20 protein-coding genes are annotated in these 21,450 nt (G+C 62.5%); 9 read left to right on the top strand and 11 right to left on the bottom strand.

Features of this window, described 5'->3' with window-relative positions:
• The first annotated feature begins 42 nt into the window (after positions 1 to 42).
• Both WN982_RS10220 and WN982_RS10225 read left to right on the top strand, forming a co-directional pair.
• Positions 43 to 1,215 (top strand): 4-hydroxybenzoate 3-monooxygenase, encoded by a 1,173-nt coding sequence (locus tag WN982_RS10220; protein WP_341315571.1) that lies wholly within the window; start codon positions 43 to 45, stop codon positions 1,213 to 1,215.
• Positions 1,216 to 1,437: 222 nt separating this feature from the next.
• Positions 1,438 to 1,692: a hypothetical protein gene (locus WN982_RS10225; protein ID WP_341315572.1), complete on the top strand. Its 255-nt coding sequence runs from the start codon at positions 1,438 to 1,440 to the stop codon at positions 1,690 to 1,692.
• 198 nt (positions 1,693 to 1,890) lie between these two features.
• Here the strand turns inward: WN982_RS10225 and WN982_RS10230 are convergent, their stop codons facing one another.
• The 3 genes from WN982_RS10230 to WN982_RS10240 form a co-directional block, all read right to left on the bottom strand.
• Entirely contained in the window at positions 1,891 to 2,139 is a 249-nt protein-coding gene (locus WN982_RS10230) for a hypothetical protein (RefSeq protein WP_341315573.1), read from the bottom strand.
• A 78-nt stretch (positions 2,140 to 2,217) separates the two neighbouring features.
• Positions 2,218 to 2,616: a hypothetical protein gene (locus tag WN982_RS10235; RefSeq protein ID WP_341315574.1), complete on the bottom strand. Its 399-nt coding sequence runs from the start codon at positions 2,614 to 2,616 to the stop codon at positions 2,218 to 2,220.
• Positions 2,617 to 2,669: 53 nt separating this feature from the next.
• Entirely contained in the window at positions 2,670 to 2,810 is a 141-nt protein-coding gene (locus tag WN982_RS10240) for a hypothetical protein (RefSeq protein WP_341315575.1), read from the bottom strand.
• Positions 2,811 to 3,345: 535 nt separating this feature from the next.
• On the opposite strand from WN982_RS10240, the gene WN982_RS10245 reads away from it, so the two are divergent.
• Complete coding sequence (locus tag WN982_RS10245; RefSeq protein ID WP_341315576.1) at positions 3,346 to 3,894, top strand: cytochrome b; 549 nt, start codon at positions 3,346 to 3,348, stop codon at positions 3,892 to 3,894.
• A 163-nt stretch (positions 3,895 to 4,057) separates the two neighbouring features.
• On the opposite strand, the gene WN982_RS10250 is transcribed toward WN982_RS10245, so the two are convergent.
• Together WN982_RS10250 and WN982_RS10255 are read right to left on the bottom strand one after the other, a co-directional pair.
• Positions 4,058 to 4,657: a GNAT family protein gene (locus tag WN982_RS10250; protein WP_341315577.1), complete on the bottom strand. Its 600-nt coding sequence runs from the start codon at positions 4,655 to 4,657 to the stop codon at positions 4,058 to 4,060.
• Between the two features lie 74 nt (positions 4,658 to 4,731).
• Complete coding sequence (locus WN982_RS10255; RefSeq protein ID WP_341315578.1) at positions 4,732 to 6,177, bottom strand: NAD-dependent succinate-semialdehyde dehydrogenase; 1,446 nt, start codon at positions 6,175 to 6,177, stop codon at positions 4,732 to 4,734.
• Between the two features lie 327 nt (positions 6,178 to 6,504).
• Between WN982_RS10255 and WN982_RS10260 the strand changes: the two genes are divergently transcribed.
• From WN982_RS10260 to WN982_RS10275, 4 genes are all read left to right on the top strand, one after another.
• The gene (locus WN982_RS10260) at positions 6,505 to 6,708 is read left to right on the top strand and encodes a cold-shock protein (protein WP_341315579.1); all 204 of its coding nucleotides are present in this window, start codon (positions 6,505 to 6,507) and stop codon (positions 6,706 to 6,708) included.
• A gap of 453 nt (positions 6,709 to 7,161) precedes the next feature.
• A complete protein-coding gene (gene hpnJ, locus WN982_RS10265; RefSeq protein ID WP_341315580.1) occupies positions 7,162 to 8,583 on the top strand; it encodes a hopanoid biosynthesis associated radical SAM protein HpnJ in 1,422 nt (473 codons plus the stop codon).
• Entirely contained in the window at positions 8,580 to 9,740 is a 1,161-nt protein-coding gene (gene hpnI, locus WN982_RS10270; protein WP_341315581.1) for a bacteriohopanetetrol glucosamine biosynthesis glycosyltransferase HpnI, read from the top strand. The genes hpnJ and hpnI (WN982_RS10270) overlap by 4 nt, the downstream gene beginning before the upstream one ends.
• A 108-nt stretch (positions 9,741 to 9,848) precedes the next feature.
• Positions 9,849 to 10,889 carry a flippase-like domain-containing protein gene (locus tag WN982_RS10275; RefSeq protein WP_341315582.1) on the top strand — a complete coding sequence of 347 codons (1,041 nt, stop codon included), beginning with the start codon at positions 9,849 to 9,851 and terminating at the stop codon, positions 10,887 to 10,889.
• Positions 10,890 to 10,914: 25 nt separating this feature from the next.
• Here WN982_RS10275 and WN982_RS10280 read toward each other — a convergent pair whose 3' ends face one another.
• Together WN982_RS10280 and WN982_RS10285 are read right to left on the bottom strand one after the other, a co-directional pair.
• Positions 10,915 to 12,312 carry an ATP-binding protein gene (locus WN982_RS10280; RefSeq protein ID WP_341315583.1) on the bottom strand — a complete coding sequence of 466 codons (1,398 nt, stop codon included), beginning with the start codon at positions 12,310 to 12,312 and terminating at the stop codon, positions 10,915 to 10,917.
• Complete coding sequence (locus WN982_RS10285) at positions 12,312 to 12,971, bottom strand: response regulator transcription factor (protein ID WP_341315584.1); 660 nt, start codon at positions 12,969 to 12,971, stop codon at positions 12,312 to 12,314. The genes WN982_RS10280 and WN982_RS10285 overlap by 1 nt, the downstream gene beginning before the upstream one ends.
• 322 nt (positions 12,972 to 13,293) lie before the next feature.
• On the opposite strand from WN982_RS10285, the gene WN982_RS10290 reads away from it, so the two are divergent.
• Entirely contained in the window at positions 13,294 to 13,644 is a 351-nt protein-coding gene (locus tag WN982_RS10290; RefSeq protein ID WP_341315585.1) for a hypothetical protein, read from the top strand.
• 12 nt (positions 13,645 to 13,656) lie between these two features.
• Complete coding sequence (gene hpnI, locus WN982_RS10295) at positions 13,657 to 14,895, top strand: bacteriohopanetetrol glucosamine biosynthesis glycosyltransferase HpnI (protein WP_341315586.1); 1,239 nt, start codon at positions 13,657 to 13,659, stop codon at positions 14,893 to 14,895.
• Positions 14,896 to 14,916: 21 nt separating this feature from the next.
• Here the strand turns inward: hpnI (WN982_RS10295) and WN982_RS10300 are convergent, their stop codons facing one another.
• The 4 genes from WN982_RS10300 to WN982_RS10315 form a co-directional block, all read right to left on the bottom strand.
• Positions 14,917 to 15,075 carry a hypothetical protein gene (locus WN982_RS10300; protein ID WP_341315587.1) on the bottom strand — a complete coding sequence of 53 codons (159 nt, stop codon included), beginning with the start codon at positions 15,073 to 15,075 and terminating at the stop codon, positions 14,917 to 14,919.
• A gap of 683 nt (positions 15,076 to 15,758) precedes the next feature.
• Positions 15,759 to 18,809, bottom strand: a complete 3,051-nt coding sequence (locus WN982_RS10305) for an efflux RND transporter permease subunit (protein WP_341315588.1) — start codon at positions 18,807 to 18,809, stop codon at positions 15,759 to 15,761.
• Entirely contained in the window at positions 18,806 to 19,945 is a 1,140-nt protein-coding gene (locus WN982_RS10310; RefSeq protein ID WP_341315589.1) for an efflux RND transporter periplasmic adaptor subunit, read from the bottom strand. The genes WN982_RS10305 and WN982_RS10310 overlap by 4 nt, the downstream gene beginning before the upstream one ends.
• Positions 19,935 to 21,362, bottom strand: coding sequence for a TolC family protein (locus WN982_RS10315; RefSeq protein WP_341315590.1), 1,428 nt, complete (start codon positions 21,360 to 21,362; stop codon positions 19,935 to 19,937). Before WN982_RS10315 ends, WN982_RS10310 begins: the two co-directional genes overlap by 11 nt.
• Positions 21,363 to 21,450: the final 88 nt, after the last annotated feature.

The following is a 21,450-nucleotide window of genomic DNA, read 5'->3' on the forward strand; positions in this document are numbered from 1 at the left end:
CAAACTGAGCGCAAATCAAACACCGCATTCAGGAGACAACCCATGCGCACCCAAGTCGGCATCATCGGTGCCGGGCCGGCAGGCCTGCTTCTTTCCCATCTTCTTCATTTGCGCGGCATCGAATCCGTTGTGCTCGAAACGCGCAGCCGCGAACAGATCGAATCCACTATCCGCGCCGGCGTGCTCGAACAGGGCACGATGGACCTGCTCACCGAAGCCGGAGTCGGCGCGCGGATGAAGGCCGAAGGCGCGCTGCATCATGGCTTCGAACTCGCTTTCGAAGGCAAGCGGCGCCGCATCGACTTGACCGGACTCACCGGCCATTCGATCACGGTCTACGCGCAGCACGAAGTCATCAAGGACCTGGTGGCCGCGCGCGTCGCCGCCGGCGGGGCGTTGCGTTTCAACGTGTCGGATACGTCGCTGCACGGCATCGATACCGACACACCGTCGATCCGTTATCGTCACGAAGGCGAAGACCGCGAACTGCAATGCGACTTCGTGATCGGCTGCGACGGCTCGCAAGGCGTGTCGCGCGCGTCGATTCCGCAGGCTTTGCGCGAGGACTATGAACGCGTCTATCCGTTCGGCTGGTTTGGCATTCTTTGCGAAGGGCCGCCGTCATCGGATGAATTGATCTACGCGCGTCACGAACGCGGCTTTGCGCTGGTCAGCACGCGCTCAGCGAACGTGCAACGCATGTATTTTCAGTGCGATCCGAAGGACTCGGTCGATAACTGGTCCGACGACCGAATCTGGGCCGAACTGCACGCGCGCGTCGATTCGCATGACGGCCAGCACGTCGTGGACGGCAAGATCTTCCAGAAGAACATTGTCGGCATGCGCAGTTTCGTGTCGGCCACGATGCAGCATGGGCGGCTCTTTCTCGCCGGCGACGCCGCGCATATCGTGCCGCCGACCGGCGCCAAGGGCATGAATCTCGCCGTCGCCGACGTCCGGGTGCTGACGAAAGCACTGAGCGCGTTCTACGTCGAAAATCGCAGCGATCTGCTCGACAGCTATAGCGAAACCGCGCTTAAGCGCGTCTGGCGCGCCGAGCATTTCTCGTACTGGATGACGAGCATGATGCACCGCATCGAAGGCGCGTCGCCGTTCGAACGGCAGCTTCAGGTCGCCGAACTCGAATACGTGACGACTTCGCGCGCGGCGGCCACAGCAATGGCGGAAAACTACGTGGGCGTCGCGGTGGTGTGAGAAAACGGGCGGGGCGCCGTGCCGGCGCGGCCGCTGACCTGCTCGTGGACTCACCGCGGCAATCCCTTGAAGGGCGGGCGTTTACCATTGTAGTGTCTGAAGCAACAGTGAATTCAGGAATCGAGGATTTATCCCCAATCGATTCGCTCCTAGACTGTATCAATCGGCTGCAAAAAAAGTCACATCTGCAGCGCGTATAAGACAATCTCTGGAGGTGGCTTCATGAATTCGCTCATCAAAGCTGTTGCTATTGCTGTTGTTCTCAGCGCGCCGATTGCTTCGTTTGCCCAGTCGAATCAACCGGTCGCCCCTGCGCAGCAAAACACCCAGGCTGCGGGGCAACGCGTCTCAGAACAGAAGGACGCCGCGCAAGCCGATACCAGCGGTTATGGTTCGGGCAGCAACGGCACGTGGCAAGCCGGTCACTCGGACACGACGCTGAGTTCCTACTCGCCGCCGATTTACAACGCGCGTTAAGTGCATCACCAGGCGGCTCGCCGAGTAATTCGCGAGTCGTGTTGAAAAAGGCCGGCGCCGGAAAATATCCGGCCGCCGGCCTTTTGCATTTTTTCGTTTTTTCAGCTTCCCTGCATTCAACCCGTTTTGCAACAAAACGGGGGGCGTGACCGCGAATTCCATCGCGTGACACACTGCCCTGGCACCCGCCGATACTCGCTATAGCGCGCGCAACAACATCACCTCATTTCGCAGCAGCGCGAGAAGGTCGTCGTCAGTGGGCTTTGTGCCCCAGTGCCGCGCGCCCGCCACCGACGCAATCGCGATCCACGAATGAGGCGGAAACCATTCGCGGAGCACGGCGCCGTCCTGACGCAAACACAATTGGCCGGTCTGTTCGCTGTATTCGGCGGTGATGAGCGTGCCGTCGAATTGCGCCGTTACACGCCGTGGATCGCTGCGTATCAAATCGTCGCTCCTGCAAATGGTGTGACGCGCAGGCTTGTGTGACCCAGCGTCGTCACGGACGACGCCGTCGCCTGCGCCTTAGTGATCACCCCGGCCGTGGTCGTCTCCATGACCGTGCCAGTCACCATGGTCCCCGCCATCGTGGCCGTGCCAGTCGCCGTGCGGGCCGCCGCGATAATCACGCGCGTCGTGCCATTCACGGTTCTCATGGTGACGCTCTTCCCACTCCCGTCGTTCCCAATAGCGATGACCGTCGTAATACCGCTCGCCGTACCAGCCCGGACTCACGACCACCACCGGAGGCGGTTGGACGTAGACCGGCGGAGGCGGTGCGTACACCGGTTCGGGTGCGTACACGGCGCCTGGAATGCCGATGTTCACGCCGACGTCGACGTGAGCCAGCGCGACCGACGATGCGCCTATGCCCAGACTGGCAACGACGGCCATGGATACCCAACGGTTTCGTGAAATGCTCATGATTTATTCTCGGGTTTTAGAATTGAAAGTGGGATCGCACAGGCAGGCTGCGTTCAGTCGTGGTCGTCGTGTTCGTGGCCGTGATAATGGTCATGATCGTGGTAGTAACCGCCGCCCTCAGGGACCACGATGCAACCGCCTAATGCACTCCCGAAAATGACGGCCATCAGTATCAGCGCGAGAATTCTTTTCATGACGTTGATTTCCCCTTTACGTGTGATCGAACTCTACTGAGCGGTCAGATTACCGGTGTGTTTGTGTGTAACAGGACGTGTCGTTTCCTTTGCACACTGGCGGCGTGAGTGCGGCGAATCGCCGGGATTTTCTGGCGCTGCGATTGGGCGGGTTGCAGGCGCCAGGATTCCAGTCAAGCCGTTGACCACGTTATGAAAAGCGTCCCGCATCGTCGCGTCAGACGCTTTCGCGCCGGCCGATTCGTGGGCCAGTAAGAGGGCGCGGCGCGCGCGGCGCGGCATATCGTTTCGCGCGTGTCCGGCGGAAACATTCAGTTTCAGACTCGAGATGGGAAGCAGCGTCATGGACCGAAAATCGTATGTTTTGTGCGATACCTATGCGCAACCGGCCCATTCGGCGGGGTGAGCCCCGGTCGAGCGACATCAGCTTGTCTTAAGGTTCGGGCCGTAGCATGCACAGCGCTTGCGGCCAACATTCCTGGACGTCGATGCAACGACGCCGCCGCTAAACGATGGCTAACAAACTCTCACGACGATGCGATCTGACGAAGCCATTTTCCCGCGATATGCCGCAAGCTATGACGGCGTAGCGAAGTTTCTTCACTGGCTGGTGGTGGTATTGATAGCCGCGCAGTTCGTGATCGGCTGGACCATGCCCGACATTCATAAGGGCACGCTGCCCACGGGCTTGATCGCGTGGCATCTCGGCGTTGGCGCGGCACTGATAGCAGCAGTGGCGGTGAGAATAGTCTGGCGTCTGACGCATCCGCCTGCGCCCGCTTCGCTTTCGCCGATGCTTGGCGTTGTTTCGCGCATCACGCACGCTCTTCTGTACGTCGCGCTGGTCGGTGTGCCGTTGCTGGGTTGGGCCAACGCATCGTCGCGTGGATGGTCCGTCAAACTGGCCGGCCTGCTGCCTTATCCGAGCCTGTTGCCGACCGGTTCGCAAGTCGGCCACACGATGGGTGACGTCCACGGGGTTCTGGCCTGGGTGCTGTTAGCGCTGATCGGACTGCACATCGCGGCCGCGCTGTTTCACCGCTTCATTCTCAAGGATCAGGTCTTGCAGCGGATGCTGCCTTGACCGCTATGTTCATATCGCAACGCTTTTGACGCGATTGCATCCACGATTACATCCGTGCGCGATGGTCACGCGGGTCATCAAAACTCGCGCGTGATAAGCATGTAAAAACAAGTTCGTCACTGTCGTCGAGCGTATCGAAGGCGTCGACTCGCGGCGTTTTTACTTACTGTCCCAACTTCCGCTCGAGCATCGCCTTCACCTGCGCCCACTCGGAATCGATAATGCTAAAGCGCACCGAATTGCGCTTGCGGCCATCCGGCATGATGCGTTCGTGTCGGACAATGCCTTCCTGTTTGGCGCCGATCCGCAGAATTGCCGCTCTGGATTTCTCGTTGAGTTCGTCCGTGGTGAACTGCACGCGCACGCACTGCATGACCTCGAACGCGTGAGTCAGCAAAAGATATTTCGCTTCGGTATTGACCCCCGAGCGTTGCACCGACCCGCTCAGCCACGTGTGACCGATTTCCAGCTTTCGATTCGCCCGGTCGATCTTCCAGAACCGCGTGCTGCCGACGATCGCGCCGGTATCGCGCCTGACGATCACGAAGGGCATCACCGTGCCGGCCTGTTTCCCTTCCAATGCAGCAGCGATGTAACTGCCGACGGTTTCGGGCCCCGGTACGACGGTCAGCTTCATGTTCCAGAGTTGACCGTCCGCGGCGGCGTCGAGCAGAGCCTGCGCGTGTTCCTGCTGAAGCGGCCGAAGCTCGACAGTCTGTCCGGTCAGCGTAGGTTGAATAAAACGAGGCGCGTTGTCGTTCATAACAATAAAAAGGTCCGCAAAGAACCCCTCGCGGACCTGACACAGTTGGCAGTTATAAAGTCGAAAAAACCAGCTTACACAGCCATTACCGTAACCGCCTTGGTGACCAGATAAGCTTCCATGGCTTCCGGTCCGCCTTCCGAGCCGTAGCCGGAGTCTTTCACGCCGCCAAACGGCATTTCCGGCGTGGGGGTGGCAGGCTGATTGATCCACAGCATGCCGACTTCAAGCTGTTGCGACAGCTGATGCACGTTGCTGAACGACTTCGTGAACGCATAACCGGCGAGCCCGTACGGCAGACGGTTTGCTTCGGCGATCGCCTCTTCGAGCGTGTCGAAACCACGGATCGCGGCGATCGGGCCGAACGGCTCGTTGTTGAATACGTCTGCCTCGAGCGACACGTTGGTCAGCACGGTCGGCGCGAAGAAGTTGCCTTCCGAGCCCACGCGTTCGCCACCCGTTTCGACCTTGGCGCCGGTCTTGCGCGCATCGTCGAGCACCTTGGCCATCGCGGTGAGACGGCGCGCGTTGGCGAGCGGCCCCAGGGTCGTGCCTTCCGCGAGACCGTCGCCGAGCTTGAGGCCTTCCGCATGCTTGACGAGCGCCGCCGAGAACGCTTCGCGGATGCTGTTGTGCACGAGAAAGCGCGTGGGCGAGATGCACACCTGGCCGGCGTTGCGGAACTTCGCGCCGCCCGCCGCCTTGACTGCCAGCGCGACGTCCGCGTCTTCGGCCACGATGACGGGCGCATGACCGCCCAGTTCCATCGTCGCGCGCTTCATGTGCGCGCCTGCCAACGCGGCCAATTGCTTGCCGACCGGCGTCGAGCCCGTGAACGTGACCTTGCGGATTACCGGATGCGGGATCAGATAGCTCGAAATCTCGGCCGGGTCGCCGAACACGAGGCCGACCGTACCCGCCGGCACACCGGCTTCGACGAAGGCCTGCAGCAGAGCCGCCGGCGACGCCGGGGTTTCTTCCGGCGCCTTGACGAGGAACGAGCAGCCGCTCGCGAGCGCCGCGCTCAGCTTGCGTACGACCTGGTTGATCGGGAAATTCCACGGCGTGAACGCCGCCACCGGGCCGATCGGCTCCTTGAAAACCAGTTGCTGCGCTGCCAGATTGCGTGACGGCACGACCCGGCCGTAGACGCGGCGGCCTTCGTCGGCGAACCATTCGATGATGTCCGCGGCGGACAGCACCTCGACACGTGCTTCGGCGAACGGCTTGCCCTGTTCCTGGGTCATCAGGCGGGCGATGTCCGACGCGCGCTCGCGCACCAGCGCCGCGGCTTTACGCATCGTGGTTGCGCGTTCGTTGGCGGGAATCTTGCGCCAGGCTTCGAAGCCGCGCTGCGCGGCGGCCAGCGCCCGGTCCAGGTCGGCGATGCCGGCGTGGGCGACTTTGCCGATGGCCTTGCCGGTGGCGGGGTTGACGACGTCGAGGGTTTTACCGCTGGCGGCGTCGCACCACTCGCCGTTGATCAGAAGCCGGGTATCGGTATAGCTTGAGATGGCCATGCTGGGTTCCTGTGAGTTGGAGAACGATAGGTCGCGCGGTCGGTCGTGGGACGGTGGCGGGACCTGCGCGGCCCGGAATGGACTGTCGATAGGGACGATCTTATCTGATTGCGGGCGGTGGCGTGCTTGTGCGCGCCCATGCCTGGTGCGTTGCGTGCTGTTTGCGGCGGCGGTTGCCGCAGCGGAAAAAATCCAGCCAAAGCGTCGGCGCGCAAACAGGCGTAAAGTCAAGCAGCAGCTGCGGGAACTGTCTTGAGCCAGCAGTAGTAGCAGGCGCTAGACGGCGACTGCAGCCCCGATCAACCAAGGTGCAAGCGAGGAATCGACATGCCGACCGGTACAGTGAAGTGGTTCAACGACGCAAAGGGATTTGGCTTTATCACGCCGGACGACGGTGGCGAAGATCTGTTTGCACATTTTTCAGAGATTCGCAGCGAGGGGTTCAAGTCGCTGCAGGAAAATCAGAAGGTTAGTTTCGAAATCAAGCAGGGGCCGAAGGGGAAGCAGGCGGCTGATATTAAGCCAATCTGAAGGTTGGTTTTTTGCCTTTGGCGGCGGCATTGGTTGGTGTGCTTACGGCGTTGGCCTTTCCTTGATTTCTTGGTGGTCTATTAGCGTCGCCCCTGTGCGGGGCGACGCTAATAGACCAATATCAAATCAAGGAAAGGCCAACACCGCAGGCGCACAGAAACCAATAAGAAGAGAAAGAACCACCGCAGCAGGTGCGCACAGAAACCAACCCGCCGGGAGGGCAAACAGAATAAACGAAGAACCATGCCACAGGCATACAGACAACCAACCGCCGGAGGCAAAACCCCCACGCGTCAAGCGTGCCCACCCTTAAGGTTTCCTTCAGCTTTGCTCCGTACTATTTGCGCGATTACTCGCAAACCCGCGCATCCCCGCGCCCACCCGCGAGGCAATGATCCCGATAGTTTTCTGACAGAAAACTGAAAGCACCGATCAAGGCTTGCTGGAGCATTCATGAAAACGCTGTTCTTGCAGGCGCCGTCGTACGACGGTTTCGATGGTGGCGCGGGTTCGCGCTACCAGGCCAGGCGTGAAATCCGCTCGTTCTGGTATCCGACGTGGCTCGCGCAGCCCGCCGCACTGATCCCCGATAGCCGCGTACTGGACGCCCCCGCCGACGGCCTGTCCGTCGACGCCTCGCTCGACATCGCGCAGCAATACGATCTGGTGATCATCCACACCAGCACGCCGTCCTTCCCCACCGACGCACTGTTCGCCGAAGACCTGAAAAAGCGCAAGCCTTCCGTGCTGATCGGCATGGTCGGCGCGAAGGTCGCGGTCGATCCGCACAATTCGCTGACCGCGAGCGAGGCGATCGACTTCGTCTGCCGCGAAGAGTTCGATTTCACCTGCCAGGAAGTGGCCGAAGGCAAGCCGTTCGCGCAGATCCTGGGCATGAGCTATCGCGCGCCCGACGGCTCGATCGAGCACAACGCAGCGCGTCCGATCCTCGAGAACATGGACGAGCTGCCGTTCGTGGCGCCGGTCTACAAGCGCGATCTGACGATCGACAACTACTTCATCGGTTACCTGAAGCACCCGTACGTGTCGATCTACACGGGCCGCGGCTGCCGCTCGAAGTGCACCTTCTGCCTGTGGCCGCAGACGGTCGGCGGCCACCGCTACCGCACGCGCTCGGTCGAGAACGTGCTCGAAGAGGTCAGGTGGATTCGCGACAACATGCCTGAAGTCAAGGAGATCATGTTCGACGACGACACGTTCACCGACTTCAAGCCGCGCGTCGAGGAAATCGCCCGCGGTCTGGGCAAGCTGGGCGTGACGTGGTCGTGCAACGCGAAGGCGAACGTGCCGTACTCGACGCTGAAGATCATGAAGGAAAACGGCCTGCGCCTGCTGCTGGTGGGCTACGAATCGGGTGACGACCAGATCCTGCTGAACATCAAGAAGGGGCTGCGCACCGACATCGCGCGCCGTTTCAGCGAAGACTGCCGCAAGCTCGGCATCAAGATTCACGGCACCTTCATTCTGGGGTTGCCGGGCGAGACGCAGGACACGATCCAGAAGACCATCGAGTACGCGAAAGAGATCAATCCGCATACGATCCAGGTGTCGCTTGCCGCGCCGTATCCGGGCACGACGCTGTATAACCAGGCGGTCGAGAACGGCTGGCTCGAAGAGAACAAGGTCATCAATCTCGTCAGCAAGGAAGGTGTGCAACTCGCGGCGATCGGCTATCCGCATCTGTCGCGCGACGAGATCTACCACCAGCTCGAGAACTTCTACAAGCGCTTCTATTTCCGGCCCTCGAAGATCTGGGAAATATTGCGCGAGATGCTGACGAGCTGGGACATGATGAAACGGCGCCTGCGGGAAGGCGTCGAATTCTTCCGGTTCCTGCGCGCCCACCAAGCGTGATCGCCGCGCATTTGCTCGCCGTCACGCTGGCCTACGCGTGCGCGGCGGGCGCGGTCTTCGGCATCGGCTACACGGTGCTGGCCGGTGTGCTGATTGGCCGGTTCTTCGCGCGAGCGGTGTCCGAGCCGACCAGCTTTCCGCCGGTCACGATCGTCAAACCCCTGCACGGCACTGAGTGGGCGTTGCTCGGCAACCTGTCGAGCTTTTGTCAGCAGAATTACCCGGGCCCCGTGCAATTCCTGTTCGGCGTGCACGAATCGACCGACCCCGCCTTGCAAACCGTCGACGATCTGCGGCGTCTGCATCCTGAAGCGGACATCACCGTGGTCGCCGATGCGCGCCTGTACGGCCCGAACCGCAAAATCAGCAACATCCTCAATATGCTGCCGCAAGCGCGGCACGACGTGCTGGTCTTCGCGGACAGCGATGTGAGCGTCGGACCGGACTATCTGCGCAACGTGATCGGCGAATTGCAGAAGCCGGGCGTCGGTCTCGTGACATGCGTTTATCGCGGGCAGCCCGATCCGGGCTTCTGGCCGCGCTTGTCGGCCAAGGCCACAAACTACCAGTTTCTGCCCGGCGTGGTGATGGGGTTGGCGCTCGGTCTCGCGCGCCCGTGTTTCGGGCAGACCATCGCGATGCGGCGCGACACGCTCGAAAAGATCGGCGGCTTCACGCCGTTCGTGCGGCATCTGGCCGAAGATCACGCGATCGGCGAAGCGGTCCGGATGATCGGCGAGAAGGTGGCGATTCCGCCGTTCACGATCTCGCACGCCTGCGTCGAAACGAGTGCGGCGCAATTGATCGCGCACGAACTGCGCTGGAGCCGCACGATCCGCAGCATCGATCCGCTCGGCCATCTCGGCTCGGCGCTGATTCATCCGCTCGCCTTTGCGCTGCTCGCCATTGCCTTCTCGGGTGGCGCCATGTGGGCCTGGCCGCTCGCGCTGGTCGCCGTGTGCGCGCGGCTGATGCTGAAGTTGCTGTCCGACCGGGCGTTGCGGCAAGCGCATCGCGACCTGTGGCTGCTGCCGTTGTGGGATATCGTGTCGTTTGCGATTTTCGTGGCGAGCTTCCGGTCGTCGCGAGTAATCTGGCGCGGCTTCAGCTTCAAGGTGGACGGCGACGGCTTGTTGTCGGCGGCTCAGGACGAATGACGCAGAACGAATGACGGATCGACAGCAGGTTGGGCAAGCGATGATGGGCAGGTATTTCGAAGACGGTGTAGGCGGCGGCTTGAAGCACAGGCGAAAGGTGCTCGCGTGATGAAGCATCTCGGCCGCGTGGCCGCGCTAGCCGGCTTGCTGGTTTCGCTGTGGCTGGTCTGGCAAGGCAACCCCGGCGCCGTGCTCGGCGCGCTGCGCGCAGCGGGCGCCGGCCTGCTGCTGGCCGCCATCGCGCACGTGCTGCCGATGCTGGCCAATGCCGCCGATTGGCGTTCGCTGATTCGCGGCGCGAACCGGCCGAGCCTCGCCGCGATGCTGCATCTGGTATGGGTGCGCGAATCGGTCAATAGCATGCTGCCGGTCGCGCGTGTCGGCGGCGAGGTCGTGTCGTTCCGGATGCTCAAGCGCTGGGGCGTGCGTCCGTCGACGGCGGTCGGCAGTCTGATCGTCGATATGCAGCTCACGGTGATCAGCCAGTTGCTGTTCACGATGGTCGGCATCGGCTTTCTGTTCGCGCACGCGCATTCGGATACGCTGCGGCTCGCCGGGCAGCTGGCGTGGGGCGTCGTCGTACTGACCCCGCTACTGGTGCTGTTCGCGCTCGTGCAACACGCCAGTCCGTTCGAGCGCATCACCCGCGCGCTCAATCATATGACCAGCGGCAAGCTGGCCGCGCTGGTCGGGCAGTCGGCGCAGATCGATCAGGCCATCAAGCTGATCTGGCGCCGGCGCGCCGTGGTGCTGCGCTATCTGTTCTTCTGGCAACCGCTGCAGTGCTTCCTGACGGCGCTGGAAATCTGGCTGGCGCTGTACTTCCTTGGCGTGCACGTGACGCTGACCGAAGCAGTGGTGATCGAATCGCTGATCCAGGCCGTCAGCAGCGCGGCTTTCTTCGTGCCGGGCGGGCTGGGCGTGCAGGAGGGCGGTTTCATTCTGATCGGCGGCGCGCTGGGCCTCGAGCCATCCATCTGTCTCGCGCTGGCTGGCGCGAGACGCATTCGTGACCTGCTGATCTTCGTGCCGGGACTCATTGCGTGGCAGTTCGCCGAGTCGTCGACTCGCGCGCCGAGGCATGCGGAGCGTCAGGCACTTCCCGAACTCGCGGAGCGAGGGAGAATCCACGAGGCGAGTCAGCGCTGAGCCGGAACAGCCGCCCAACGCAGCCTCAGCGTGCTCCCGCGTAAGCAGGAAATGAGACTTCGACGGCGAGCCCACGCTCGCCGATACCCGCGCCGAGGTGCAGACTCGCGTCGAAATGCTCCGCGATTCGCGCGACGATCGACAGGCCGAGGCCGCTGCCCGTCGCCTGATTGCCGGTCGCGCGAAAGAAGCGATTCGTCAGATGAGCGAGATCGCCGGACGCGACTCCCGGGCCGTCGTCACGCACCGTGAGCCGCACGCGGTCGAGCGCGTGCTGCACCGCGACCTCCACGCTGCCGCCGGCGCGCCCGTACTTGATCGCGTTATCGAGCAGATTGTCGAGCAGGATGCCGATCAGCACAGGCTCCGCATTGATCTCGGCGCGCAGGTCGCCGGTCAGCGTCACGCGAATATTTTTTTGCTGTGCATTACGCTCGTTGGCGAGCAGCGCGTCTTTGGCGATTGCGGCAGGCTTGAGCGGCGCGGTCGACATTTTCTCGTGCGCGTCCAGCCGCGCAAGCAGCAGTAATTGCTCGGCGAGCCGCGCGCTGCGGTCGACTCCTTGCACCACGCGCTCCATCGCCAGCCGCTGCAACGCGGCGTCCGGCTCGGCCAGCGCGACTTGCGCCTGTACCTTGATCGCGGCGAGCGGCGATTTCAGTTCGTGGGCGGCATCCGCGGTAAACGCGCGTTCGCGTTCCAGCAAGTGTCGCAAGCGCGACAGCACCAGATTGATCGCATCGACCAGCGGCCGCACCTCGGTGGGCGCATGGCCGATGTCGACCGGCTCCAGCCGGTTGATGTCGCGCACGCGGATCGCGCCCGACAGAATCCTGAGCGGTGCGAGACTCCAGCCGATGCCGAACCACACCAGCAACGCCAGTGCCGGCAGCGCAAGCAGCGTGGGCCGGGCAATCCGGCTCGCGACGCCGCTTACCAGATCGCTGCGCGTGTTGGCCGGTTCGAACACGCGCACGGTATGACCGAGCGCGGTGTCGCGCAAGGTGAACGAGTGCCATGCCTTGCCGCCCAGCGTGATGTTTTGCGCGCTGCTTACCGGGGGCACCGGCAGGTCCCACGCCTGCAACGCACGCAATTGCGGGCTGCCCGCCAGCACGTCGCCGTTTGCGCCGCGCACCTGAAACAGCGCGTCGCGCGGCAAGCTGTCGTCGTCGTCTTCGTTGTTGGCGCCGGGGCTGCCGCTTTTTTCTTCCTCCCGCACGTCGATGCGCGCATTAGCGAGGGTGATCAGATTGCGCTGATCGAGCAGGGCGAGGATTTGCGCCAGTTCGGCGAGGCGCGCGTCTTCCCATTCGCTAACTTCGCGCGTGGCCTGACGATAGCTCGATACCAGCGCGACGCCCCATATCAGCGCGATGCTGACCAGAATCAGCAGCATCAGCCGACGGCGTATCGACGACATCACGCTTTCTCCACCACGTAGCCGATATTGCGGACTGTTCTGATCAATTTCGCGCCGAGCTTCTTGCGTAGATTCGACACATGCACTTCGATGGCATTGCTTTCAATCTCTTCCTGCCATCCATATAGACTTTCTTCGAGGCGCGAACGCGACTGGGGAATACCCTGATTGGTCAGCAACTGCATCAGGATCGCCCATTCACGCGAGGTGAGAGGCACGCGCGTGTCGCCGATCTCGACCGTTTGCGCGGCCGGGTTGACGGTCAGTTCCTGATAGCGGATCACCTCGATGCTGCGCCCTTGCGCGCGGCGCAGCAAAGCCCGGCAACGCGCGATCAGTTCGGTCAGATCGAATGGCTTGCCGAGGTAGTCGTCGGCACCGGCTTCGAGGCCGCCGACGCGATCGACCACCGTGCCTTTCGCGGTCAACACCAGCACCGGCACGTCCTTGCCCGCGTCGCGCAGGCGCCTCAGGATTTCCTCGCCCGACACCCTGGGCAAGCCGAGATCCAGTATCACGAGCGCATAGGCGGTAGTGGTCAGCGCGAGATCGGCCTTGTGGCCATCGCGCGCCCAGTCGACCGTAAAACCGGCTTGGCGCAGTCCCGCTTCAATACCGCAGCCAATCAGATCGTCGTCTTCTACGAGGAGTAAGCGCATGAGTCAGTTCATTCCGTTCAGGGATCGGGCCTCGGTGTGGCCTTGCCGCACCGGCTTTTAAGCAATCGCCGAGCCGCACGGTGAAGTGTAACCATGATGCCCGACACCCGCTTTATACCGCCGTCTTCCTTAAGGTTTCCTTCAGTTTGAATCGATACTATCGCCCCTCAGCAGGTCGCTGTCGCGAGGCTCGACGTGAGCGCACGAAAGCGATATCGCGTTGTTAGCTTTTCGCAATGCAATCGTAAGCACATCGATGGGATGTACAGTCGGCGCCTGTCGCCATAGTGCGGTGCATATCGTCAGGTCACGAGACCAAGCCATGAAGCCAGTCACCGTCGACATGCTGCGAGCCCATCTGATGGCGGCTTCGCTCACGGCCATGGGCACTGAAGCCCTCGCATGGCTCGCGTTGCTGGTCTTGCCGGTCTCCCAGCAAACTTTCAGTTCCACACCGTTCCGGTTGTTCGCGCTTGGCTCGATCATTGGCGGCGTAGTCGCGATGCGTCATTTCGCGCATGTCTCGTTCAATCTCGCGATTCAGAGCCGGCACGCGACGTCTCACGGCTGGACATTGCGGCCCGTTTCGGTGGCGGCGAGTTGCCCGCGACGCTGGCTCGTCATTCTCCATCTGCGCTTTACGGGCAGACCGTTCGTGCTCGCCGGGCACTGACGGAACCAGGCAATGACGGCTCACACATTGACAGCATGCCAATGGTTGTTGCTCGTCGGATGTGGCGCGGCTTCGCTGTATGCGATGCTGGCGGCGGTAGCCATGCCGTTCTTCGCGGCGCGCCGGGGCGGCGCTGCCAGATACCCGGCCGGTCCCTTCAGGAATGTCGGCGTCAGCGTGCTCAAGCCGCTCTGCGGCGCGGAGCCGCGTCTCTACGAAAACCTCAGGACTTTCTGCGACCAGCGTCACGGGCACTTTCAACTGGTGCTCGGCGTGTCATCGCCCGACGATCCTGCGATCGCGGTGGTGCGGCGTTTGCAGGCTGCCTATCCGATGCACGACATCGAGCTCGCGGTGGATTCACGCGTGCACGGCAGCAATCTCAAGGTCAGCAATCTGATCAACATGGCTGAGCGGGCGCGCCATGACGTGATTGTCATTGCCGATAGCGACATCGCCGTCGAAGCCGATTACCTCGACACCGTGGCCGCGCCGCTGGCCGATCCTCGCGTGGGCGTGGTCACTTGCCTTTACGTGGCGCAAGGCGTCGGCGGATTCTGGCCGCGCGTCGGCGCGCTTTTCATCAACGAGTGGTTTGCGCCGTCGGTGCGTGTTGCGCACGCGGCCGGGTCGCGCCGCTTCGGTTTTGGCGCGACGCTGGCATTGCGTCGCGAGACGCTCGAGCAGATCGGCGGTTTTGACGCGCTGAAAAATTGTCTCGCCGACGACTACTGGCTCGCCGAACATGTGCGCGCGCTGGGGTTGAGTACGGTTCTGTCGCGCGTGATGGTGGCGACCGATGTGATCGAGCCGACCTTTGGCTCATTGTGGCAGCGTGAAACGCGTTGGCTGCGCACGATACGCTCTGTGAACCCGCTGGGTTTCGCGTTTCTGTTTATTACTTTTCCGTCGCCGTGGATTGTTGTCGGCGCCTGGCTTACCGGCAGTCTGGCGGCGGGGCCGTACGATGGCGTGCATGTGTGGGCAGCGCTTGCGAGTGGCGTCTTCACGGCTGCTGGTTTTGCTGCGCGCATGTTGCTGCATCTGCGGAGTGCGCGGCATGAGCGCACGTTCTGGCGCGATTTGCTGATTGTGCCATTGCGGGATTCGTTGCTTGCTGCGCAATGGCTGGCTGGGGCGTTTGGGTCACATGTGATTTGGCGCGGGGCGCGGGTGCCTGTAGGAGGCGGTTCTGCGCCTGCAGCGCAACGTAGCGCGTTGCGGGTGATGGAGACGTCTGATGGGGGGTAAGGGGTGGGTTTGATGGTTTGCCTACGGCGTTGGTTTTTTGCCTTTGGCGGTGGTATTTTTCTGTGTGCCTGCGGCGTTGGCCTTTCCTTGATTTCTTAGTGGTTTATTAGCGTCGCCCCTGTGCGGGGCAGGCACTTTCTTTGCCGCCGCAAAGAAAGTAAGCAAAGAAAGCGGCTTCACACCGCTAACTCTTAAGCGGGTCCCCTGGCTTGGAGGAGGTAGTGGAGCATCTGGAATCCGTGCCCTCGCGCACTCCGCGCTTGTGACAAGGCAGTCATACTTCCGGCGGCGCTACGCGCGCCGACGCGGTACTTCATCAAACCACTTGCTGGTTTTCGAGCCTGCGTTTCGTTCGGCGTCGGAGATCGGGCACTTCCAAAACCGCGACTTTGCTCTGGCTACGTCAGTGTTTCATTTCATATGACCGTAGTCATTTTCGGCGCCATGCGATAGCCCAAAGTCGCGAGCCATTTCGGTGCCTCGCCGAGGCGCAGCCGATGGCACCCACCGCGCGCAAACGAAGCCACTGGTTTCCCTTGCAGACCGTTCCGGCGAGCACGTAGTGCGAGGCGGGAAGGATGACTGCCTTGTCACTCACGCTGAATGTGCGAGGACACAGATTCCAGATGCTCCACTGCCTCCTCCAAGCCAGGGGACCCGCTTAAAAATTAGCGGTTTGAGCCGCTTTCTTTTGCCTACTTTTCTTTGCGGCCGGCAAAGAAAAGTAGGTGCCCCCCCGCACAGGGGGAACGCTAATAAACCAATAAGAAAGCAAGGAAAGGCCAACGCCGTAGGCACCCAGAAGAACGCCGCCACGAAAGGCAAAAAAAAACCGGCCGGGACGGCAAACAAAAAAACCAAAATCAAATAGCCTGTTTCTTCATCAACAGTTTCAACAACACTGGCAACAACAACAACACCAATGGCAACTGCACAATCAACCCAGAAATAATCGCAATAGCGAGCGGCTGCTGCATAGCCGACCCTTGCCCAAGAGCAAACGCAAGCGGCAGCAGTGCCAGAATGGCAGCAATCGTCGTCATCGTGATTGGCCGCAGACGATTACGCCCCGCGGCGATCAAAGCCGCCTCAAACGCCATGCCGTCATCCCGCACGAGTCCCTGCAACTCCGAAACATAAAAAATCGCCACCTCCGTCACGATACCGATAATCATCGTCATCCCCATCATCGCGGAGATGTTCAACTCAATACCGGTGAGCCACAGGCCAATGAACACAGCCCCCGCAGCCAGCAAAGGCATCGCCATGACCGCCAACGAGACGCGAAATCGCTCGTAGAGAAACAGCAGCAAACCGAACACCAACGCAATGGCTGCGCCGAACACGATCAACAAACCCTTGAACGCAATCTGTTGTTGCTGATACAAACCACCCAACTCGTAGTAAACGCCGTCCGGCAACAGATTCTTGTCGCTAAGCGTCTTCTGCACGTCGGCGATCGTCGAGCCGAGATCCCGGCCGTCGATCCGTGCTGTAACGGCCACCATGCGCTTGAGATTGTCGCGGCTGATTTCCGGCTGCCCGGTCACGGTCACCTGATCGGCCACGCGGTTGAGCGCGAATAGATGACCGTCCGGCGCGCGAATCTGCAACTGACCCAGTTGCGTATCGGTCAGCTTCAATGCGCCGGCCACGCGCACGCGCACACCTACCGTCTTCGGCCCGGTCTGGAACTGCGTCGCGACATTGCCTTCCACCATGTCCGACACCGCCTGCGCAATCGACTGCGTATCCATCCCCTCAGCAGCAGCTGCTTCTGGCCGGATATGCAGTTCGAGCGCATCGCCTGCCGGGTTGATGCCGTCGTTCACGTCCACCACGCCCTGAATCTTGCCGATCTGCGCGGCCACCTTGCGCGCAGTGGTGTCGAGCGTGGTCTGGTCGTCGGAATAGATCTTGATCTGCACCGGTTGCGGCACCGCGGTCAGATCGCCGATCAGGTCCTCCATTAGCTGCGCGAGTTCCAGATTCACGCCGGGCACCTGCGTCTCGACCTTCGAACGGATCTCCTCCATCACCGTTTCGATCGGCTCGCGACCGCTCGACTTAAGCCGCACGAAGAAGTCACCCCGGTTGGGTTCGTTCAGGTCGCCGCCAAGACCCGCACCGGTGCGGCGCGAGTAGGTCAAGACATTCGGATTCGCGCGAATGATGCTCTCGACCTGTTTCATCAGCCGGTCGGTTTCGGTGATCGACGTGCCGGGTTCGGTGTGATAGTCGAGCACGAAACCGCCTTCGTCCATGCTCGGCATGAAGCCGCTGCCCACCCGTGTGAAGGCGAATGCCGCGACCACGATCAGCGGCAAGAGGCCAAGCAGCACGAGGATCGGCCGCGCCGTGACGTGCTCGATCAGAAACGCGTAGCGCTTGTTCATCCACGTCGCGAAGCGGGTTTCCTGGTGTTCCTCGGCGTCCTTCGCCTTCAGCCAGCGGTCGCACAGAATCGGCACCGCGAGCCAGGTGACGAGAAACGAAATGAATAGCGCGCTCGCCATCGTAACGGAGAGCGCCTTGAAGAACGCGCCCGTCACGCCGGACAGGAACGCGAGCGGCACGAAAATAATCAGCGTTGCCGCCGACGAACCGGCGAGCGGCCGGGTGAATTCGAGCGCCGCGGCCATCACGCGGCCGTGGAACTTGTGCGCGCCGCCTTCGCGCATGCGCCGCACGATATGCTCGATCATCACGATCGCATCGTCGATCACGAGGCCGACCGCGGCGGCCATCCCGCCAAGCGTCATGATGTTAAAGCCCATGCCGAACACGTCGAGCAACAGGATCGTCGCGGCCATCACCACCGGCACCAGCGCGACGGCGATCGCGGTGATTTTCCAGTTGCGCAGGAAGGCGAACAGCGTGAACGCGGCCAGCACCACGCCGATCATGATGGCGTCGCGCACGCTGGTGGCCGAGGCGATCACGAGTTCGCTCTGGTCGTACCAGTTCGAAAGATGCACGCCGGCCGGCATCTGATGCCCGAAGGCGGCGAGCTTCGCGGTAATCGCCTTGGCCATCGCCACGCTATTCGCGCCGGGCTGCTGAAAGACGTTGATCAGCACGGCGTCCTGGCCGTCGGCGGTGACGCGCATCCATTGCGGCACCACGCCCTGACGAACCGTCGCGATGTCGCCGAGGCGAATTTGCGTCGCGCCGTTGGCCGACACCACCACGTTCCTGAGTTCATCCAGTTGCGTGATGGTGGTGTTGGCGATCACGAGGTACAGCTTGTAGTGATCCTCGATGCGGCCGGTCGCCATCAGCACGTTGCTCGCGCCGATCGCCTTCGAGACATCCGAAAGCGAGATCTTGTACGCGGCGAGCCGCGCCGGATCGATCGCGACTTCGAACTCGTCCTGCGCGCCGCCCATCACGTCGACGCGCGCCACGCCTTCCACCGACGACAGCAACGGCCGCATCTGGAACTGCGCCAGATCGTGCAGCGCTGACTGCGATTGCTGTTTCGACGTCAGGCTGTACGCGAGCACCGGGAACACCGTCGGATCCATGCGCCGCACCTGCATCGAAGTGCCTTGCGGCAGCGTCGCGAGAATCTCGCTGATGGCCGACTGCGCCTGCAACGTGGCCTGCGCCATGTCGGTGCCCCAATCGAAATTGATCGAGATTTCCGCCGAGCCGCGGCTCGTTTTCGATTCGACGTCGCGTACATTCGGCACGCGGCGCAGCGCTTCTTCGACCGGCATGGTGACGAGCGTGGCCATCTGCTCGGCAGGGCGGTCGCCCGCGTCGAGCGAGACCACCGCGCGCGGAAACGCGACGTTCGGGAACAGCGAGATCGGCAGACGGAACGCGGTCAGCGCGCCCGCGATCGCCAGCAAGGCGATCACGAACAGCAGCGAGCGCCGGTGCTTCTGCATCCATTGACCGAAATTCATCGCGGCGCGCCTCCACCGGTTTGCACCGCCATGCCATCCTTCAACTCATAGTTGCCGCTGACGACGAGCGTCTGCGTGCCGTCGATCGCACCGTCCACACCGTAGCTGTCGCCGTTTTCGACCTGCGTGACCACCGCCACGCGGCGCGCCTTGTTCTGCGGCGTGATCTGGAACACGTACGCGCCTTTGCCGTCTTTCAGCACGGCGGAGCGCGGCACGACCCAATGCGTGCCGCTGCGGGTCGCGATATCGGCGGCGACGCGCGTGCCGGGAATGAACGCGGTCTGCCCGAGCGGCACGTTTGCGCCGACGTTGACGAGCTGGCTCTGTTGATCGACCGACGCGCCGACCAGCACCACGTGGCCATCCGCGGCGGCTTTTGCAAGCGAGGTGGACAGGCCATGCAGCGTGACGGTGTCGCCGGCGTGGATCGCGCCCGCATCCGACGGCTCGACGCCGAGCACCACGTTCGCGCGAGCATCCTTGCCGCTGCCGCCGGCCAGTTGCAGGATCGCGGCGCCGGGCTGCACCTGGTCGCCCTGAGCCGCCGACACCTGCAACACCACGGCATCGAGCGGCGCGACGATGACTTTGCTGCCGCTCGCGACGCCGGTCTGGTTTTGTGCCGCGAGCGCCTGCTGTGCATCCTCGGCAGCCTTTCTGGCGGCGGCGAGTTGCGATTGCGTGGCGAGCCCCTTGTCGTACAGCGATTGCGTTCGGGCCAATTCGCCTTGTGCCAGCGTCACGGCGCTTTTCGCCTGGGTGGATGCGAGCACCGCGGCGGGATCGGCTTGCACGACGAACAGCGGCGTGCCGCGTGTCACGCTTTGCCCGGCCTGCACGCGCATTTGCACGATGCGCGCGACGTACGGCAAATTGACGGTGGTCAGATTCGACGCGGACGCCGCGACGATGCCATACGCACGCACCGGCTGCGCGATGGTGGCGCGCTGCACGCGCACGGTCTGTACGGCCACGACGCCTTTGTCGGCGGCGTCGTCGGCTGCGGCCGCATCGGCCGCATACGTGGCGAGGCTCCAGCTGCCGAGGGCGGCGCTCAGCAGGGCGGCACAGGTGACAGAGATCGCATAGGCAGCGATGCGCGGCCGCCGCGCCGAAAATAGGCTATTTCGCATGAGTTTCGGTGATTGTTTGAGCGGAGGGGGCGAAGGAATAGGCGTCGGGAATCGCACTGCCTAACAGTGCCTGCAAACCGACACGTTGTTCGGCGAGCGATTCGCGCAGCGTGGCGACGTCGATACGTTTGGTGAGCGATGCGCTCTGCGCGTCGGTGTAAGCGCCGAGCGCGAGGTTGTGTTGGGCGAAGGCCTGTGCCGCGTGTTGCGCGGCGAGGTCGACGTCCGGCAGCGCCGCTTCGGTCTGCTGCAACTGACGTGTGAGAATGACGTTGTCCGCGCGCATATGGGCGACATCCGCATAGGCCGTGTTCAGGCGCGATTGATATTCGTCGCGCAGGCGCTGGCGGGTCGCTTTTTCGATCGCCACGTTGCCTTGATTGCGGTTGAAGATCGGCAGGCTCAGATTGATCGTGAAGCCGCTGGTGTAGATATTCGACGTGTCACGCGCCCGCACGAAACCCACCGACAGGCTCGGAAACTGACTGAGAATCGCCGCGCGGTATTTCTGCTCCTGCGCTTCATAGCCGGCTTGCAGCGCGATCAGGTCCGGGCGGCGTTGCGCCAGGTTGGCCAAGGCCGAGTCGAGCGTGGTGTCGGATAGCGGCGCTGTGTTCTCGCTGCCGGTGAGTTGCAATTGAACCTCTGGCGAGAGGCCGAGCAGCGCGTTCAGATCGTGGTGCGTCTGTTCGGCGGCACGCTCGGCGTCGGTGTATTGCTTGCGCGCGTCGCTATACGACGTGAGCGCGGCGGTCAGCGTGTCGTCGGTCAGATTGCCGTCGCGGCGGGCTTCGGCCATCCGCTCGTAGCGTGTGCGCGCGAGGTCGCGCTGCTGTTGCAGCAGCGGCAGCGTGTCTTGCTGGAAGCGCGTTTTGATGAACAGCTGCCGCGCCTGGGCGACGATCTGCCATTCCTGCCAGAGCAGGCCGAGATCGGTCTTCGCCACGGTCGCGTCGGCGGAGTGTTTGTTGGCGCTGCGCAGGACGATCGCCATCACGTCGATGCTCAAGCCATAATTGAACGCACGCGTGAAGCCTGCGGCGCCCGGATAGTCGCTCGCCACGCTCAGTTGCGGGTCGGGCAGCAGCCCGGCTGAATAAGCCTGCGCGCGGGCGATGCCGAGATCGTCGCGGGCGAGCTTGAGATCGGGATTGTTGGCGACGGCGAGCATCGCGACTTCCTCGATATCGAGTCCGTCGGACGGATCGAAACGATGTGCGGCCAGTTCGGGCAGCGGCATCGTCGACGGATCGATGCGGATGCGCTCGAGCGAATGGGCGGAAGTCGACGTATCCTGTGGCGCGAGCGGCTCGCGGTGGTACCACGTGCAACCGGCCAGCAGCATCGCGCAGAGCGGCACGAGCGCGCGCAGCCGTGTCGCTGAGGTGGCCGCTGCAGCGGCGTAGAAAACGGGCAAGGTCCGGCTCCTGAACGAAACGAAGTGAGTGCATCCGCGAGCAGACGCAGCAAAACAGGTGCCGATTCTGCTGAGGATGAGCTTAAGT

Origin of the sequence: Paraburkholderia sp. IMGN_8, from assembly GCF_038050405.1 — a bacterium.
GTDB lineage: Bacteria > Pseudomonadota > Gammaproteobacteria > Burkholderiales > Burkholderiaceae > Paraburkholderia.

Coding starts and splice junctions, on each gene's coding strand:
- WN982_RS10290 (WP_341315585.1), top strand. CDS start 13,294: ATGAAGCCAGTCACCGTCGACATGCTGCGAGCCCATCTGATGGCGGCT.
- WN982_RS10305 (WP_341315588.1), bottom strand. CDS start 18,809: ATGAATTTCGGTCAATGGATGCAGAAGCACCGGCGCTCGCTGCTGTTC.
- WN982_RS10275 (WP_341315582.1), top strand. CDS start 9,849: ATGAAGCATCTCGGCCGCGTGGCCGCGCTAGCCGGCTTGCTGGTTTCG.
- WN982_RS10260 (WP_341315579.1), top strand. CDS start 6,505: ATGCCGACCGGTACAGTGAAGTGGTTCAACGACGCAAAGGGATTTGGC.
- hpnJ (WP_341315580.1), top strand. CDS start 7,162: ATGAAAACGCTGTTCTTGCAGGCGCCGTCGTACGACGGTTTCGATGGT.
- WN982_RS10240 (WP_341315575.1), bottom strand. CDS start 2,810: ATGAAAAGAATTCTCGCGCTGATACTGATGGCCGTCATTTTCGGGAGT.
- WN982_RS10285 (WP_341315584.1), bottom strand. CDS start 12,971: ATGCGCTTACTCCTCGTAGAAGACGACGATCTGATTGGCTGCGGTATT.
- WN982_RS10255 (WP_341315578.1), bottom strand. CDS start 6,177: ATGGCCATCTCAAGCTATACCGATACCCGGCTTCTGATCAACGGCGAG.
- WN982_RS10245 (WP_341315576.1), top strand. CDS start 3,346: ATGCGATCTGACGAAGCCATTTTCCCGCGATATGCCGCAAGCTATGAC.
- WN982_RS10310 (WP_341315589.1), bottom strand. CDS start 19,945: ATGCGAAATAGCCTATTTTCGGCGCGGCGGCCGCGCATCGCTGCCTAT.
- WN982_RS10250 (WP_341315577.1), bottom strand. CDS start 4,657: ATGAACGACAACGCGCCTCGTTTTATTCAACCTACGCTGACCGGACAG.
- hpnI (WP_341315586.1), top strand. CDS start 13,657: ATGACGGCTCACACATTGACAGCATGCCAATGGTTGTTGCTCGTCGGA.
- WN982_RS10280 (WP_341315583.1), bottom strand. CDS start 12,312: ATGTCGTCGATACGCCGTCGGCTGATGCTGCTGATTCTGGTCAGCATC.
- WN982_RS10235 (WP_341315574.1), bottom strand. CDS start 2,616: ATGAGCATTTCACGAAACCGTTGGGTATCCATGGCCGTCGTTGCCAGT.
- WN982_RS10220 (WP_341315571.1), top strand. CDS start 43: ATGCGCACCCAAGTCGGCATCATCGGTGCCGGGCCGGCAGGCCTGCTT.
- WN982_RS10225 (WP_341315572.1), top strand. CDS start 1,438: ATGAATTCGCTCATCAAAGCTGTTGCTATTGCTGTTGTTCTCAGCGCG.